Origin of the sequence: Clostridium arbusti SL206 (assembly GCF_000246895.1) — a bacterium.
Lineage (GTDB): Bacteria > Bacillota > Clostridia > Clostridiales > Clostridiaceae > Clostridium_I > Clostridium_I arbusti.
The window spans coordinates 1-16,699 of record NZ_BAEV01000090.1 but is presented as its reverse complement, the minus strand read 5'-3'; the positions used below and the strand labels follow the sequence as shown (position 1 = coordinate 16,699).

General features: G+C 30.7%; 17 protein-coding genes. 16 read left to right on the top strand and 1 reads right to left on the bottom strand.

Translation table 11 applies throughout. The features are described 5' to 3' along the window. Positions 1-17: 17 nt before the first annotated feature. The 3 genes from RH99_RS14275 (at position 18) to holA (ending at position 1,252) form a co-directional block, all read left to right on the top strand. Entirely contained in the window at positions 18-203 is a 186-nt protein-coding gene (locus RH99_RS14275; RefSeq protein ID WP_010239558.1) for a hypothetical protein, read from the top strand. Positions 204-218: 15 nt separating this feature from the next. Beyond that, positions 219-470: a hypothetical protein gene (locus tag RH99_RS19935; RefSeq protein WP_279374300.1), complete on the top strand. Its 252-nt coding sequence runs from the start codon at positions 219-221 to the stop codon at positions 468-470. A gap of 86 nt (positions 471-556) precedes the next feature. Beyond that, a complete protein-coding gene (holA, locus tag RH99_RS14270; protein WP_279374298.1) occupies positions 557-1,252 on the top strand; it encodes a DNA polymerase III subunit delta in 696 nt (231 codons plus the stop codon). 116 nt (positions 1,253-1,368) lie between these two features. Here the strand turns inward: holA and rpsT are convergent, their stop codons facing one another. Next, on the bottom strand, positions 1,369-1,635 hold the full coding sequence (gene rpsT / locus RH99_RS14265) for a 30S ribosomal protein S20 (RefSeq protein ID WP_010239555.1): 267 nt from the start codon (positions 1,633-1,635) through the stop codon (positions 1,369-1,371). A 196-nt stretch (positions 1,636-1,831) separates the two neighbouring features. Here rpsT and gpr point away from each other — a divergent pair, with 196 nt between their 5' ends. The 13 genes from gpr (at position 1,832) to mtaB (ending at position 16,537) form a co-directional block, all read left to right on the top strand. Further along, positions 1,832-2,803: a GPR endopeptidase gene (gene gpr / locus RH99_RS14260; RefSeq protein WP_010239553.1), complete on the top strand. Its 972-nt coding sequence runs from the start codon at positions 1,832-1,834 to the stop codon at positions 2,801-2,803. 296 nt (positions 2,804-3,099) lie between these two features. Further along, on the top strand, positions 3,100-4,212 hold the full coding sequence (locus RH99_RS14255) for a stage II sporulation protein P (protein WP_010239551.1): 1,113 nt from the start codon (positions 3,100-3,102) through the stop codon (positions 4,210-4,212). Between the two features lie 54 nt (positions 4,213-4,266). Next, positions 4,267-4,785 (top strand): hypothetical protein, encoded by a 519-nt coding sequence (locus RH99_RS14250; protein ID WP_010239549.1) that lies wholly within the window; start codon positions 4,267-4,269, stop codon positions 4,783-4,785. Between the two features lie 198 nt (positions 4,786-4,983). Continuing rightward, positions 4,984-6,789: a translation elongation factor 4 gene (gene lepA / locus RH99_RS14245; protein WP_010239548.1), complete on the top strand. Its 1,806-nt coding sequence runs from the start codon at positions 4,984-4,986 to the stop codon at positions 6,787-6,789. Between the two features lie 15 nt (positions 6,790-6,804). Continuing rightward, positions 6,805-7,926 (top strand): radical SAM family heme chaperone HemW, encoded by a 1,122-nt coding sequence (gene hemW / locus RH99_RS14240; protein ID WP_373854726.1) that lies wholly within the window; start codon positions 6,805-6,807, stop codon positions 7,924-7,926. Positions 7,927-8,094: 168 nt separating this feature from the next. Next, positions 8,095-9,132, top strand: a complete 1,038-nt coding sequence (hrcA, locus tag RH99_RS14235) for a heat-inducible transcriptional repressor HrcA (RefSeq protein ID WP_010239543.1) — start codon at positions 8,095-8,097, stop codon at positions 9,130-9,132. 11 nt (positions 9,133-9,143) lie between these two features. Further along, positions 9,144-9,803, top strand: coding sequence for a nucleotide exchange factor GrpE (grpE, locus tag RH99_RS14230; protein WP_010239541.1), 660 nt, complete (start codon positions 9,144-9,146; stop codon positions 9,801-9,803). A 64-nt stretch (positions 9,804-9,867) separates the two neighbouring features. Continuing rightward, a complete protein-coding gene (dnaK, locus tag RH99_RS14225) occupies positions 9,868-11,718 on the top strand; it encodes a molecular chaperone DnaK (protein WP_010239539.1) in 1,851 nt (616 codons plus the stop codon). Positions 11,719-11,874: 156 nt separating this feature from the next. Further along, positions 11,875-13,032, top strand: a complete 1,158-nt coding sequence (gene dnaJ, locus RH99_RS14220) for a molecular chaperone DnaJ (RefSeq protein ID WP_010239537.1) — start codon at positions 11,875-11,877, stop codon at positions 13,030-13,032. A gap of 91 nt (positions 13,033-13,123) precedes the next feature. Then, positions 13,124-13,318, top strand: coding sequence for a hypothetical protein (locus tag RH99_RS14215; protein WP_010239535.1), 195 nt, complete (start codon positions 13,124-13,126; stop codon positions 13,316-13,318). Between the two features lie 199 nt (positions 13,319-13,517). After that, positions 13,518-14,453 carry a 50S ribosomal protein L11 methyltransferase gene (gene prmA / locus RH99_RS14210; protein WP_010239533.1) on the top strand — a complete coding sequence of 312 codons (936 nt, stop codon included), beginning with the start codon at positions 13,518-13,520 and terminating at the stop codon, positions 14,451-14,453. 27 nt (positions 14,454-14,480) lie between these two features. Then, entirely contained in the window at positions 14,481-15,236 is a 756-nt protein-coding gene (locus tag RH99_RS14205; RefSeq protein WP_010239530.1) for a 16S rRNA (uracil(1498)-N(3))-methyltransferase, read from the top strand. After that, complete coding sequence (gene mtaB, locus RH99_RS14200) at positions 15,236-16,537, top strand: tRNA (N(6)-L-threonylcarbamoyladenosine(37)-C(2))-methylthiotransferase MtaB (protein ID WP_010239526.1); 1,302 nt, start codon at positions 15,236-15,238, stop codon at positions 16,535-16,537. The genes RH99_RS14205 and mtaB overlap by 1 nt, the downstream gene beginning before the upstream one ends. The last annotated feature ends 162 nt before the right edge of the window (positions 16,538-16,699 follow it).

Below are 16,699 nucleotides of genomic sequence, written 5' to 3'. Positions count from 1 at the left end.
ACACGTAGTATACAAAAATGGATAATAAAACTTCGCTTATTGATTTTAGTTCAGATACTGTGCAGTATAAATCTATAAATGGAAGTAAGGATTATGATATAATAAAATTTGATAGTAATAAGAAAAATAAAAGTATTGATTTACCTAAGAGTAATATAAACTTTCAAATATTTATGGATAAAATAATAGTATTTAAGGAATAAAATCAGGGGGATAAAATGATTAATTTTTTGGACTTAGAGGATAAGATAAAGAAAAAATCAATAGAAAAGTTTTATATATTTTGTGGATTCAATGAACATCTAATAAAGGAAAAAATTAAGAAAATTACTGAGATTTCGGTGAATTCAAGTTTTATAGATTTAAACTATTTTGAGTTTGATGGGGCTACTGTAAGCTATGATGATATAGTCAATGCCTGCGAGACTCTTCCTTTTATGAGTGATAAAAAAAGTTATAGTAGTGTATAGAGCGGATTTTTTTAGGAGATAGAACTAAGAACACTAATAAAAATGGTGAGGATATACTAAAAAAAATACAAAACTATGGTGCAAATTTGCCAACTGGATGCATATTAATATTTTACTATGTGTTTGAAAACGATAGAGAAAAAGTAAGCAGCAAGGTTAAAAGAATGGATAAGAAGGCTTGTGTTGTAGAGTTTACTAAACTAAGAGGAATGATGCTTCAAAAAAAAGTTAAAGAAATATTTGCTCAAAAGGGAAAAGACATAGATAGGGCAAACTTAAGTTTCTTTTGTAGTGAAGTAGAAAACAATATGGATGTAATTGAAAATGAAGTAGAAAAACTTTGTACATATACTAGTAATAGAAATATTGAAAAGCAAGATATAATAGACCTTTTGCCAGAGAAAAGTGATAATGATATTTTTAACCTTGTAGATTTTTTATCTCAAAAAAGACCAGAACCGGCACTAGAAGTTTTGTCAGAACTTATGTATAGAGGAGAAAAGGCTACAAATATATTATCCATGATAGAACGTCAGTTTAGAATAATGGTAAACTTAAAGATTGGTATGAGTAGTGGAAAAGGTAAAGAAGAATTAGCCAGAGAGTATAGATTGCATCCTTTTATATGTGAAAAAATGATGGGGCAGTGTAAAAAATACACTTTAGAGCAAATCATAAAAGCGGAGGAGATATGTTCAGAGACAGAAAAGGAATTAAAAAGTCAAGGTAATGATGAAAAAGTTAAGTTAGAACTGCTTATAATAAAAAGTGCCATGATATAAGGTATTCTTAAAAATATTCGCTTGGTACTGAGTTTTAGTTAACATAGTTTATGTATTATATTCAGATGTTTTAACAAAAAATAAATAGGCCGGTGTTATTTACACCGGTTTATTTACTATGCGTTTAAAGCACTTAATTTCACTGCTAATCTTGATTTAGATCTAGCTGCTTTATTTTGATGAATAACTCCTTTTGAAGCGGCCATGTCTAAAGATTTAACTACGCTTGCATAGTTAGCTTTAGCGTCCTCAACATTGTTTGCTGTAACTGCTACTTCAAATTTCTTTATAACTGTTTTTAAAGCAGATTTTATCATCTTATTTTTAAGAGTTTTAGTCTGAGTAACTTTTATTCTCTTTTTTGCAGATTTTATGTTAGCCATTAATTTTCACCCCCTTATATTTTTATGATACTCGCAATTGGGGAATTATCATACACGAGTCTTCTCACATTTAACAAAAACCATTATAACATTAAAAATTCTATTCTTCAAGCATTAATTATAAAAGTGGAATAGTTAAGCTATATAAGGGAAAAATAGATTTACTAGATAAATTAATTGATGAGGAGTGATTTTTTTGAGTATAAGAACTGATCTTGCTGTAGAGGCAAAAGAATTATATGAAAAACAAAGCAGCAGAAAAATTCAAGGAGTTGAAATTTCAAATAGAAAAAGGGGAGACATAAAAATAAGTAATGTAAAGGTAGTTACAGATGAAGGTGAAAGAGCAATAAGAAAGCCTAAGGGCACATACATAACAATAGATATGCCTAGGTTAATTCACTATGATGCAGATGGTATGGACGATGTAAGCCAGGTGTTGTCAGAGGAACTTTCTAGTGTTATAAAATTACAGGATAGTATGACAGCTCTTGTAGTAGGGCTTGGTAACTGGAATATAACTCCCGATGCACTAGGACCTAAGGTGATTTCAAAGATAATGGTAACAAGACATTTAAAAGAGCTTGTACCAGATACCATTGATGAGGGGATTAGGCCTGTATGTGCTTTAGCACCAGGAGTATTAGGGCTTACGGGTATGGAAACTAGTGAAATAATAAAGGGCGTAGTGAATAAAATTAAACCAAATTTAATAATATGTATTGATGCACTTGCTTCACGAAAAATGGAAAGAGTAAATTCAACTATTCAAATTGGAACTACAGGTATTTCTCCAGGCTCTGGTGTTGGAAATAGAAGAATGGAGATAAGTGAAAAAACATTAGGAATACCGGTTATAGCCATTGGTGTACCGACAGTAGTAGATGCAGCCACTATGGCAAATGATACTATTGATATGGTACTTGATGAAATGATAAGAACCTCTCAGGAAGGAGGAGAATTCTATGATATGCTAAAATCTATAGATAAAAATGAAAAACAAAAAATGATACAGGAAATATTACATCCTTATGTAGGGAATCTTATGGTAACTCCGAAAGAAGTGGATATGGTTATAGATTCTATATCAAAGATAATAGCAAATGGCATTAATATCGCACTTCAACCAGCCCTTGATAAAGATGATATAAATAAGTTTTTGCAGTAAGGCATATGAAAATAAATAACTAGTGAAAGATGCGACGTATATTTTGAAATATACAAGGAAACAGGTTCTGATGATAGTGGTGCTATCAGAAGGTTCTGTTAACGTAGTATAATTCAAAATAGACTAGTATACTGACTAGTTATTTATTTAAATATGCCTAATATGTTATAAATCCATAGTATTTTTCATATAGTCTAAATAAGGTATTGCAAAGAAATAACTAGTTATAGTATGCTAAGTATTCTGCTGCATACTTAACTTTTTATTTTTATACCCTTAAGTGGGAGGTAATGTGGATGGTTAATAAAAAGATAAACAATGGGAAGAACAGCTTTATATTGATTTTAGGTGTCACTATAATGATATTTTCTATCTATATATTTTTTAGCTTTTTCAATACCCAAAAATCTCAAGAAAAATTAACTGGTGAAAGAAGTAACATGACCTATGTACAGTTAGTCAATTATGTAATGCCAATTGTAAAAGTTACAAATTTTAATGAAGAAGATATGGCTGAAAATACACTTTCTCTAAAAACTACAATTTTAAACTATATAGGAGTTAATTTAAATAATCCTGATGAGATTTTAAAAAGAGAGATATCTTATTTTAAGGAAGATAATAATTCTATAGATTATAATGGTAAAGAAGATGGAGTAGTAAATATAAGTGATTTCAATTTAAAGGATAGTGATATAACTAAAAATACTGGCGATGGTAAAGATACTGGGAATACAGATAATGCAAATCTTTCAAATCAAACTTCTCAAGTTTATAATCCAAAGCTTAAAAAAAATCTTGATAATTCAAAACCTGAAGTACTTATATATCATTCCCATACCACTGAGAGCTATGGTCAATATGGTCCAGATAATCTTGATCCTACAAAAAATGTATGTGCGGTTGGAGATGAACTTGCAAAGGAACTTGCAGACAATTATGGCATTTCTGTAATACATGATACAACTATTCACAATGTACTAGCTTATAATAAGAGTTATGAGAGGTCTGGAGAAACTTTAGACAAGTACTTAAAAAAATATGGCGATTTTAAGATGGTAATTGACATACATAGAGATTCAGATCCAAATAAAAATAATGTTACTACTAAGATAAATGGACAAAACGTAGCTAAGTTTATGTTTGTTATGGCACGAAAGAATCCTCACTTTGATAAAAATATGACAATTGTAAATTCTTTATTGAATACTGCTAAGAAAGATTTCCCGGGATTAACTATTGGCAATGGAGTTTATTATTATGATTATGGAATGAACTTCTTTAATCAGGCAAAAAGTAATAATGCTTTTTTACTTGAAATAGGATCTGTTCCAAACACTCTTGATGAGTCAAAAGCTACGTCAAAATATGTGGCAAGAATGATTGCGGAATATATAAATGGTAAATAATGAATAAAAAATATAAAAAAGTACATCCTTTAAATATTAGGAGGTACTTTTTTTATGAAAAGGAAATATTATTATATTTTTATTATATTCATTACAATAACTATAATTATGGGTCTCTTTATAAGCAATATTTCTTTAAACAGAACAATTTATTCTAACGAAATACATATGAAAGCATCAGAGGAAAATTATAGGAATAAAATAAACAAATATAATTTAGATGATATGGAAAAAAAGCTTGATACCTTGGAAGATAAAATGGATAATCCAAATAAATATGAAAAAGATGATGATGATATAGTTTTTAAGGTTTATGTACCTAGATTTAGAATACTATTTAGTGTAAGTCCCTTTGACTTAAGATTCGAAACAAAAAGTTATAAGGTTTATGTAAATAACAGAATACCAATGAATATAGAAAATCAAATAGCCTATGTATATAATAGTTCTCAAAAAATGATTTCTGACATTGTAAATAACTTAGGCAATAGTAATAAAAAATTAGATAATATAAGATTTAAAATATCAACATTTAAAACAAAAATTTATGGTAATATTAAAATAGAATATTAAAATAGAATATTAAAATAATATTAATGCTCTGTTATATTGGCATTGTCCCTAGGATTTATGTTATAATTTAATCTGATTTGGTATGTAGAGCTTAATCTTAAGATGACAGTGGCATGTACATGGATAAATTCATCTAAACTTAGTATAAAGTTTAACTAAGTAGCATTCATTGAGAACATAATGGGGGTAAATAATTAAATGCAAAGTAAAAGACAACAACATATAAGGAATTTTTGTATAGTTGCTCATATAGATCATGGTAAATCTACATTAGCGGATAGATTACTAGAAAAAACAGGTACCCTTACTCAAAGGGAAATGGAACAACAAGTACTTGATAATATGGATCTTGAAAGAGAAAGAGGAATAACTATAAAGTCTCAGGCAGCAAGGCTTGTATATAAAAGATCAGAAGGAGAAGAATATGTATTAAATCTGATTGATACTCCAGGACATGTAGATTTCAATTACGAAGTATCTAGAAGTTTAGCTGCTTGTGAAGGTGCTGTATTAGTTGTAGATGCTACCCAGGGTATACAGGCACAAACGTTAGCAAATTGTTATCTAGCTGTAGATCATGGACTAGAAGTAGTACCTGTAATAAATAAAGTGGATTTGCCAAGTGCAAGACCAGAGGAAATCAAACAGGAAATTGAAGATGTAATTGGAATAGAAGCTGGAGACGCACCTCTTGTTTCTGCTAAAACAGGTTTAAATGTGGAAGATGTTTTGGAAGCTGTAATTGAGAAAATACCAGCTCCAGATGGAGATGAAGAAGCACCTCTAAAAGCACTTATATTTGATTCTTATTACGATAGCTATAAGGGTGTAGTAAGCTATATTAGAGTTAAAGATGGTGTAGTTAAGTCAGGTACAAAGATAAAACTTATGGCTACAGGCAAACAATATGAGGTTACAGAGGTAGGAGTATTTGTACCGAATTTTTATCCTATAGGTGAACTTAGAGCGGGAGATGTTGGGTATGTAACAGCATCTATTAAAAATGTAAGAGATGCTCGTGTAGGCGATACTATGACAGAAGCTGGAAGAGCCACTGCAGAGGCATTACCAGGATATAGGCCAGCTATTCCTATGGTTTATAGTGGTATATATCCTGTAGACGGAGCTAAATATGGAGAACTAAAAGATGCTTTAGAAAAGCTCCAGGTAAATGATGCAGCTTTAAACTTTGAACCTGAAACCTCTATAGCTTTAGGATTTGGTTTTAGATGTGGTTTTCTTGGACTTCTACATATGGAAATAATTCAAGAGAGAATAGAGCGAGAATTTAATCTGGATATTATAACTACAGCACCTTCTGTAATATATAAAGTCACTAAAACTGATGAGACACTTTTAGATATAACTAATCCTACAAATTTACCAGAACCTTCTGAAATAAAATTTATGGAGGAACCTATAGTTAAGGCATCGGTTATTACGCCTTCAGATTATGTAGGGCCTATTATGGAACTTTGCCAGGATAGAAGAGGAATATTTATAGATATGCAGTATATAGAAACTACAAGAGTTATGCTAAACTATAAAATACCTTTAAATGAAATTATATATGATTTTTTTGATGTACTAAAATCAAAGAGTAGAGGATATGCTTCCTTTGATTATGAACTTGATGGCTATATTCAAACAAAACTTGTAAAACTAGACATAATGTTAAATGGTGATGTAGTAGATGCACTTTCAATGATTGTACCTGAAGAAAGTGCATATAATAGGGGAAGAGGTATAGCTGAAAAATTAAAGAAGATAATACCAAGACAAATGTTTGAAATTCCAATACAGGCATCAGTAGGAGCTAAAATTATTGCAAGAGAAACAGTAAAAGCACTTAGAAAGGATGTACTTGCTAAGTGCTATGGCGGAGATATAAGTAGAAAGAAGAAGCTTCTTGAAAAGCAAAAAGAAGGTAAAAAGAGAATGAGACAGGTTGGAAATGTAGAAATTCCTCAAGAAGCATTTATGTCTATACTTAAAGTGGATTAGATGGAGTTAGATGTTATGAAAGAAACAGCTTTATATATTCATATACCATTTTGTAAACAAAAATGTTTATATTGTGATTTCCCATCCTTTGCTAATAGTGAAGGCTTAATGGAAAGGTATATTGAAGCATTATGCAAGGAAATAAAAAGTGTTTGCAATAAAAAAGTATCAACAATATTTATAGGTGGGGGAACTCCCACCTATTTAAATTTAGATGCTTTAGAAAAATTAAAAAAAAGTTTGGAAATATTAGATTTATCAAAGAATATAGAGTTTACTATAGAAGGCAATCCTGGAACCTTTACTAAAGAAAAATTGAAAATTTTAAAGGATATGGGAGTAAATAGATTAAGCATAGGACTTCAGGCAGCTCAGGACAAATTACTTAAAAAATTAGGAAGAATACACGATTTTAATAGTTTTATAGATAGCTATAATATGGCTAGAAGTATGGGATTTAAAAATATAAATATAGATTTAATGTTTGGACTTCCGGATCAGACTATTGAGATGTGGAAGTATACATTAGAAACTATAGTTAGGTTAAATCCAGAACATTTATCTTGTTATAGCCTTATATTAGAAGAAGGCACTCCATTCTTTAACTTATACAGTGAAAAAGATCTGCCAAGTGAAGATATAGTAAGTGAAATGTATTCTATTACAAAAGATTTTTTAAATTCAAAGGGTTATTTTCAGTATGAAATTTCTAATTTTTCAAAGCAAAATTTAGAATGTAAGCATAATTTAGTATATTGGAATTTAAAAAACTACATAGGCATTGGTTCGGGAGCTCATTCTTATTATAATGGAATTAGGTATAGAAATGAGACTGATGTGCAAAAATATGTAGAAAAAGTTATGGGTTATGGGAATGCTATAGTGGAATCCTATGAGAACACTAAAGAAGACAATATAGAAGAGTTTATGTTTTTAGGGCTTAGAAAGATTAATGGGATTTCTATTAAAGAATTTAAACGGAGATTTGGAAAAGACATATTTTTAGTTTATGGTAATATAATAAAAAAATATGAGTGTGAAAATATGATAATCATTAAAGAAGATAGATTATACCTTTCATCTAGGGGAATAGAAATATCAAATTATATCCTAAGTGATTTTATTATTAAAATCTAGTGATATCCTTAGTAAATCAAAGTATTAGTAAGATAATTTTCTTGAATGGCTATATTTATATGAATTGTTCACAATTAAAAAAGTTGACAAAAAAATTGTCCAGTGATATTTTTAAAACATGATGATTAGCACTCAACAAGTGAGAGTGCTAATAAAGAGGTGATAATTATGGATATGATAGATGGTAGAAAACTGAAGATACTCAGTGCAATAATAAATGACTATATAAATACTGCAGAGCCAGTTGGGTCAAGAACTATAGCTAAGAAGTATGATTTAGGTATAAGTTCGGCCACTATAAGGAATGAAATGGCAGACCTTGAAGACATGGGGTATATTGAGCAACTTCATAGTTCTTCTGGTAGAAAGCCTTCAGACAAAGGCTACAGGTTTTATGTTGATCAAATAATGCAGATTTCAAGATTATCACCAGAAGAAGAAAATATAATAAAAAAACAACTAATTGATTCTGCATTATTTGAGGTGGATAGGATTGTACGACAAGCTACCATTTTATTATCAGAGCTTACAAAATTAATAAGTGTTGTTAAAACTCCATCTGTTGAAGAGAGTAGAATTAAATCAATCCAACTTATGGGGATAGATAACAATATACTATCAGTAATTGTTACTGATAGTGGTCTTATAAGGAATAATATTATAAGAGTTAATAAACCCTTAAATGGTGAAGCCTTAAATAAGATAAACAATTTATTAAATGTAAGACTCAAAAATTTAAGTATAAATATGATAAATCTTGAGGTTATAAACAATCTTAAGAGAGACCTTTGCGGATATGAAGATATCTTTGATGCAATTATTCCTCATCTTTATGATAGCTTAAATACCAATAGTAATAATTCAGAAGTTTATTTTGAAGGACTTACAAATATATTAAATTATCCAGAATTTAAGGATATAGAAAAGGCTAGAAAAATTCTATCTTTTGTAGATGATGGTAGTAATATAAAGAATATTTTGGATAGTAAAGCTAAAATATCTATACGTATTGGTCATGAAAATTATATCCAAGGTGCCAAGGAGTGTAGTATAATATCTGCCATTTATAGTTTGGGGGATCGCCAACTTGGTTCCATAGGTGTAATAGGTCCAACCAGAATCCCATATTCAAAGGTTGTTTCTATATTAACAAAGGTAACAAAAGAATTAAACAAAAATATTAATAAGATTTATCTTGATGATTAGAGGTGAAGTAAATGTCTGACATTAATAAAACTAATAATGTTGAGGGCGAAACTATTGAAAGCTTAAAGAATGAAGAGGTAAATGAAACTTTGGAAAATAAGAATGATACTAATTCATCTGAAACTCTTGAAGATGAGCAAAAACTTGAAGATAAAGAATTTGAAGAATTAAAAGAGGATAACTCATCTTCTGAGAAGGAGCTTGAAGAAATGAAGATATTAAACAATAAGCTTAAAGATGAAAATGAAAAATTGAAAAATGAGTTAGACACAGTTAAAGAAAGACTTCTTAGAACTGCTGCTGAATATGAAAACTATAGAAATAGGACAGCTAAGGAAAAAGACGGTATATATTCAGACGCATGTACTGGTGTATTAAAAGACATTTTACCAGCATTAGATAATATGGAAAGAGCTTCTTATATTGAAGGAAGCGTAGAAGATTTAAAGAAGGGAATTGAAATGACAGTAAGACAATTTAAAGAATGTCTTACAAAGCTTGGAGTAGAAGAAATAGATGCAAGTGGAGAATTTGATCCAAATGTGCATAATGCAGTTATGCATGTAGAAGATGAAAGTCTTGGAGAGAATTCTATAGCAGAAGTTCTACAAAAAGGATACAAGAAAGAAGATAAGGTTATAAGATATAGTATGGTAAAGGTTGCAAATTAAATTAGATTATTACTAAAATTAAATAGAAATAAATTTTGAAGTGAAAATTAGGAGGTTTTTTATTATGTCAAAAGTAATAGGTATTGACTTAGGAACAACAAATTCATGTGTTGCAGTTATGGAGGGAGGAGATCCTGTTGTCATAGCAAATGCAGAAGGAGCAAGAACCACTCCATCTGTTGTATCTTTTCAAAAAGATGGTGAAAGATTAGTTGGTCAAGTTGCCAAAAGACAATCAATAACAAATCCAGATAAAACAATAATATCTATAAAGAGACATATGGGTACTGGATATAAGGTTGATATAGATGGAAAACAACATACACCACAAGAAATATCAGCTTTCATACTTCAAAAATTAAAAACTGATGCTGAAGCTTATTTAGGTGAAACAGTTACTCAAGCAGTTATAACTGTACCAGCATATTTTAATGACAGCCAAAGACAGGCTACAAAGGATGCAGGAAAAATAGCAGGACTTGAAGTATTAAGAATCATCAATGAGCCAACAGCAGCATCACTTGCATATGGTCTTGATAAAATGGATACAAATCAAAAGATATTTGTTTATGATCTTGGTGGTGGTACTTTCGATGTATCTATATTAGAACTTGGAGATGGAGTTTTTGAAGTAAAAGCTACTAATGGTAATACAAGTCTTGGTGGAGATGACTTTGATAATAAAGTTATGGATTATATAGCTGAAACTTTCAAAGCTGAAAATGGCATAGATTTAAGAAATGATAAAATGGCACTACAAAGATTAAAAGAAGCTGCTGAAAAGGCTAAAATAGAATTGTCATCTTCAACACAAACCAGCATAAACTTACCATTTATAACAGCAGATGCTACTGGCCCTAAGCATATTGATATGACACTTACAAGAGCTAAATTTAATGAATTAACTAGTCAACTAGTAGCAGATACAATAGAACCAATGAAAAAAGCTCTTGCTGATGCTAGCCTTAGCATAGGAGATATTGATAAAATATTACTTGTTGGTGGTTCTACAAGAATACCAGCAGTACAAGAAGCTGTTAAAGAATTTACAGGTAAGGATCCTTCAAAGGGTGTTAATCCAGATGAATGTGTTGCAGTAGGTGCAGCTATTCAAGCAGGAGTTTTAACTGGAGACGTTAAAGATGTATTACTTCTTGATGTAACACCATTGACACTTGGAATTGAAACTTATGGCAATGTTGCTACACCATTAATAACAAGAAATACTACTGTTCCTACAAGAAAGAGTCAGGTGTTCTCAACAGCAGCAGATGGTCAGACTTCCGTTGAAATACATGTAGTTCAAGGTGAAAGACCAATGGCTAATGATAACAAAACACTTGGTACATTTACATTGTCAGGAATTGCTCCAGCAGCTAGAGGAATTCCTCAGATAGAAGTTACCTTTGATATAGATGCTAATGGTATAGTAAATGTTTCTGCAAAAGATAAGGGAACTGGAAAAGAAGCTAATATAACAATTACTGCATCAACAAACCTTAACGATGATGAAATAGATAAAGCTGTTAAAGAAGCAGAGAAGTATGCTGAAGAAGATAAGAAGAGAAAAGAATCAATAGAGACAAAAAATAATGCAGATCAAACTGTTTACCAGACAGAAAAGACTTTAAAAGAGCTTGGAGATAAGGTATCAGCTGAAGATAAATCTAGTATTGAAGCTAAAGTTGAAGAATTAAAGAAAGTTAAAGAAGGAGACGACATAGAGGCTATAAAGAAGGCTACACAAGAATTAACTGATGCATTCTATGCTGTTTCATCAAAGATATATGCAGCTGCACAAGGAGCTGAAGGAGCACAGGGTGCTGAAGGAACACAAGGCGCTGCTGGAGCTGGAGAAGAAAAAAAGGATGACAATGTAGTAGATGCTGACTACAAAGTAGATGAAGATAAATAATCAGTATTAAAAAACAAATAACCAGTCAAATGTATTTAGTATACTGGCTGGTTATTTATTTGAATATATATTGTAGAAAAAATACAATTTACAAAGTATAATGTATAAAAGGGAACGGGGTTTACCATTCCCTTAATTTTATAGGTGGTGAATGGGATGGCAAAAAAAGATTTTTATGAGGTGCTTGGATTGCAAAAAGGCGCTAGTGATGATGAAATAAAGAAGGCTTTTAGAAAGCTAGCAATAAAATATCATCCAGATAAAAATCAAGGCAATAAAGAAGCGGAAGAAAAATTCAAAGAGATAAATGAGGCATATCAAGTATTATCAGATCCACAAAAGAAAGCACAGTACGATCAATTTGGTACTGCTGATTTCAATGGAGCTGGACCTGGAACAGGTGGATATGGCGGATTTGACGGTGGAGCTGGTGGATTTGATTTCTCAGATTTAGGTGATATTTTTGGATCTTTCTTTGGAGGTGGATTCTCCCAAGGTGGAGGCACCAGACGAAATGGGCCTGAAAGAGGAAATGATATGGAGTATTCCATAAATCTAACTTTCGAAGAGGCTGTTTTTGGAGTAGATAAGGAAATATCAATTACAAGAAGTGAAAATTGTGAGACTTGTCATGGTACTGGTGCAAAGCCAGGAACTACAGCAAAAACTTGTAGTAAATGTCATGGTGCTGGTCGTATAAGAGTTCAAAGGAATACACCTCTTGGAAACTTTGTTAGTGAAGCTACTTGTGACAAGTGTGGTGGAAAGGGAAAGATAATTTCAGATCCTTGTCCTGATTGTCATGGTTCAGGAGCTCAGAGAAAGAAGAGAAAAATAACTGTAAAGATACCTGCGGGAGTGGATACTGGAAATGTAATACCATTAAGAGGCCATGGTGAACATGGAAAAAATGGTGGACCTACTGGTGATTTATATATAAATATTAGAGTAATGCCACACAAAATATTCAAAAGACAAAATTTTGATATATTTATAGATACTCATGTGTCTTTTGCTGATGCAACTTTAGGAATTGAAATTAAAGTTCCAACTATAGATGGAGATGTTAAATATACGGTTCCATCAGGTACTCAGCCGGGAACAAGATTTAGACTTAAAGGTAAGGGTGTGCCTAGAGTTAATGGAAGCGGTAGAGGTGATCAATACGTTAGAGTAATAGTTGATATACCTAAGTCATTAAATGAAAAGCAGAAAGAAGCTCTTAGGATGTTCCAAGAAGCAAGTGGAGAAACTAATGAAGATGATAGTAAAAAGTCTTCATTCTACGATAAATTAAAACATGGATTTAAATAAATTAAAAAATCGTACATATTTTGTACGGTTTTTTTGATATAATAGTAGTAATAACTTTTATTATATAAAAATAATTTTAGGAGGGGTTTTTATGAAAATAACTTTAGAATACAATGATATCGGAAAGATAAGGAGCTTAATCACTAATAGAATAGATGAGTTAAGATGCGATATAAGTGATGAGATGCAAGATAATGAAGATGAAGTTAGAAAAGTAATAAGAGAATATAAGACACTTCTAAAAAAGATTGATGAACAGACTCAGAAAGTGGGTGTTATAAAATAAAAGTTTATAATTTACAGCATTTCGGTTAGAAGTTTTAGGTTTTGCCTAAAATAATATATATAAGAATTTATATTATTTTTCTTATATACCGAAATGCTTTTTTATTGCTATGAAAGTTATACAATAGGTTTGACTTGTGATCTATTTTAGTATAGATTATTATATGATTAAGTTTGTTTAGTTTTGGAGGAAATATATAATGGAAAAAGAATGGTTAGAGGTTAATATAATTACAAGTAGCGAAGCGGTAGAGGCTATTAATGGAATATTATATAATACAGACGTTAAAGGAGTGTCTATAGAAGATCCAGATGATTTAGAGTTTAAAAAGAACCATCCAGGAGACTGGGATTATTTTGATGAAACCCTATTAACAGTAAAAGATGGAACTACTATAAAAGCATATTATAAAGAAGATGAAAACTTTAATGAATACATAGAATATATAAAAAAATCCATAGATAATCTTAGTGAATTTGGTATAGATAAAGGTGCTGGAATTGTTAGCGTAAATACAGTAAACGAAGCAGATTGGGAAAATAATTGGAAAAAATATTATAAGCCAACTAAAGTTGGAGCAAGAGTTGTAGTAAAACCTATATGGGAAGATTACGAGAAAGATGACTATGAATTAGTTGTAGAACTTGATCCTGGGATGGCTTTTGGAACTGGTACTCATGAAACTACAAGAATGTGCGTTCAGGCTCTAGAAAAATACATTAAAAATGATCTGACAGTATTTGATATAGGAACAGGTTCAGGAATACTTGCCATTACTGCTGCAAAATTGAATGCTAAAAAGGTTATAGGCGTAGATTTAGATCCTGTTGCAGTGGATTCGGCAAAACAAAATGTAAAATATAACCATATAAATAATATTGAAATTATACATGGTAACCTTATGGAAGTTGTTAATGGAAAAGCTAATATAGTAGTTGCAAATATAATAGCAGATATAATAACGCTACTTACTCCAGATGTACCTAAATTTTTAGAAAAGGGAGGATATTTTATTTCCTCTGGTATAATAAAAGATAGAGCTGAAGAAGTTATTGATACTCTTAAGAAAAATAGATTTGATATACTTGAAGTAAATAATCAAGGTGAGTGGATATGTATAGTAGCTAAGCTTTAATCAGCAGTAGGGAGAGTGTAGGATTTTATGCATAAGTTTTTTGTGCCTGAAAATAATATTATTAATAATAACATTGTCACTATAACTGGGGATGATGTTAAACATATTTATAAAGTATTGAGGCTTAAAATAGGAGATAAAATAAATATAAATAATTGTATCGGAGAAGAGTTCCTTGCAGAAATAAAATCTATAGATAAGAAAGCAGTTATCTGCAATATCATTGAAAATACCAATACCAATAATGAAAGCAATATTAAAATTCATTTATATCAGGGGTTACCTAAGGCCACAAAAATGGAACTCATAACTCAAAAGGCTACAGAACTTGGTGTAATGTCAGTTACTCCTGTTATAACGGAAAGAGTTATAGTAAAGAATGAACTAAGCGAGTCAAAGAAAATAGATAGATGGAATAAGATAGCACTAGAAGCCTGCAAGCAGAGTAAGAGAACTGTTATACCTAAAATAAAAAATATAGTTAAATTTAATGAGTTTTTAGACGAAGTAAAAAACTTTGATTTGGTAGTTGTACCCTATGAGAATGAAAAAAATCAAGGTGTTAAAAATATGATTGTGAACTTAAAGGGCAGGAAAATAAATACTATAGCTATAATGGTTGGACCAGAAGGCGGCTTTGAAGAGGAAGAAATAAAGCAATTGAAGGACATTGGTGCATATATAGTAACTTTAGGGCCAAGAATCTTAAGAACAGAAACTGCGGGCTTTGTATGTTCCTCTTTGCTAATGTATGAACTAGGAGATATTGGAGGAGAAATTTAATGAAGGTTGCTTTTGTTACATTAGGATGTAGAGTAAATCAGTATGAAACTGAAGCTATGACAGAAAAATTTATAAAAGAAGGCTTTCAGATTGTAACACATAATGATGTGGCAGATGTATATGTTATAAATACTTGCACAGTTACAAATATGGGTGATAGAAAGTCTAGGCAAATGATAAGTAAAGTTAAAAAATTGAATGGAGATGCTATAATAGCTGTAGTTGGATGCTATTCACAAATTGCCTCCGATGAAATATCCAAAATAGATGGAGTAGATGTTATTTTGGGTACAAAAAATAAAGGGCAAATTGTATATTTTGTAAATAGAGCAATAAATGAAAAAAAACAAATGATAGCAGTGAATGATGTATTTGTTGATAAGAGTTTTGAGGAGCTAAACATAGAGGAATATCAAGATAGAACAAGAGCTTTCCTAAAAATACAAGATGGATGTAATAGATTTTGTTCATATTGTCTAATACCCTATGCTAGAGGTGGGGTATGTAGTAAGGAGCCTGATAAAGTATTAGAAGAAGTTAAAAAGTTAGCTGAGCATGGTTTTAAAGAAATTATTTTATCGGGAATACATACAGCTTCCTATGGCGTAGATATAAAAGGAGATTGCAATCTTGTAAGTTTATTAGAGAAGATAGATAAAATACAAGGAATTAATAGAGTAAGAATAGGTTCCATTGATCCTACCTTTTTTACTGAGGGAGTTATTGAAAGAATAGCTTCACTTAAAAAACTTTGTCCTCATTTTCACCTTTCTCTTCAAAGTGGATGTGATGAAACTCTTAAAAGAATGAATAGAAAATATACTACTGAGGAATACAAAAACATAGTAGAGGACCTTAGAAATAATATTAAAGATGTTTCCATTACTACAGATGTAATTGTAGGTTTTCCTGGAGAAACAGATGAGGAGTTCACTAGTACTTACAATTTTTTAAGGGAAATAAAATTATCAAAGATGCACATATTTAAGTATAGCCCTAGGAAGGGAACTAAAGCTGCTGAGATGAAGAATCAAATTGATGGAAGTACAAAAGAGAAAAGAAGTAAGATTTTAATAGAATTAAATTGTAAATTAGAAAAAGAATTTATGAGTAAATTTATAGGTACTAAAACTGAGGTGCTTTATGAAGATACTTTCAAAGAAAATAATAATTTGTATGAAGGATATACTCCAAACTATATAAAAGTAGTTTCAAGATCAAATAATAACATATGCTCAAGAATAGAAAATACAAGACTTATTGAAATTGAGGAGCAATATTTAACTGGAGAAATTACATAAGGCATGTGAAAATAAATAATAAGTGAAAGATGCGACGTATATTTTGAATTATACAAGGAAACGGGTTCTGATGATAGTGGTACTATCAGAGGGTTCTGTTAACGTAGTATGATTTAAAATAGACTAGCATACTGACTAGTTATTTATTTGAATGTGCCTAAA

Bases quoted from the DNA above. Each gene is read 5' to 3' on its own strand.
- RH99_RS14275 (WP_010239558.1), top strand. From the start codon at position 18: ATGGATAATAAAACTTCGCTTATTGATTTTAGTTCAGATACTGTGCAG.
- RH99_RS19935 (WP_279374300.1), top strand. From the start codon at position 219: ATGATTAATTTTTTGGACTTAGAGGATAAGATAAAGAAAAAATCAATA.
- rpsT (WP_010239555.1), bottom strand. From the start codon at position 1,635: ATGGCTAACATAAAATCTGCAAAAAAGAGAATAAAAGTTACTCAGACT.
- RH99_RS14255 (WP_010239551.1), top strand. From the start codon at position 3,100: ATGGTTAATAAAAAGATAAACAATGGGAAGAACAGCTTTATATTGATT.
- RH99_RS14250 (WP_010239549.1), top strand. From the start codon at position 4,267: ATGAAAAGGAAATATTATTATATTTTTATTATATTCATTACAATAACT.
- lepA (WP_010239548.1), top strand. From the start codon at position 4,984: ATGCAAAGTAAAAGACAACAACATATAAGGAATTTTTGTATAGTTGCT.
- hemW (WP_373854726.1), top strand. From the start codon at position 6,805: ATGAAAGAAACAGCTTTATATATTCATATACCATTTTGTAAACAAAAA.
- hrcA (WP_010239543.1), top strand. From the start codon at position 8,095: ATGGATATGATAGATGGTAGAAAACTGAAGATACTCAGTGCAATAATA.
- grpE (WP_010239541.1), top strand. From the start codon at position 9,144: ATGTCTGACATTAATAAAACTAATAATGTTGAGGGCGAAACTATTGAA.
- dnaK (WP_010239539.1), top strand. From the start codon at position 9,868: ATGTCAAAAGTAATAGGTATTGACTTAGGAACAACAAATTCATGTGTT.
- dnaJ (WP_010239537.1), top strand. From the start codon at position 11,875: ATGGCAAAAAAAGATTTTTATGAGGTGCTTGGATTGCAAAAAGGCGCT.
- RH99_RS14215 (WP_010239535.1), top strand. From the start codon at position 13,124: ATGAAAATAACTTTAGAATACAATGATATCGGAAAGATAAGGAGCTTA.
- prmA (WP_010239533.1), top strand. From the start codon at position 13,518: ATGGAAAAAGAATGGTTAGAGGTTAATATAATTACAAGTAGCGAAGCG.
- RH99_RS14205 (WP_010239530.1), top strand. From the start codon at position 14,481: ATGCATAAGTTTTTTGTGCCTGAAAATAATATTATTAATAATAACATT.
- mtaB (WP_010239526.1), top strand. From the start codon at position 15,236: ATGAAGGTTGCTTTTGTTACATTAGGATGTAGAGTAAATCAGTATGAA.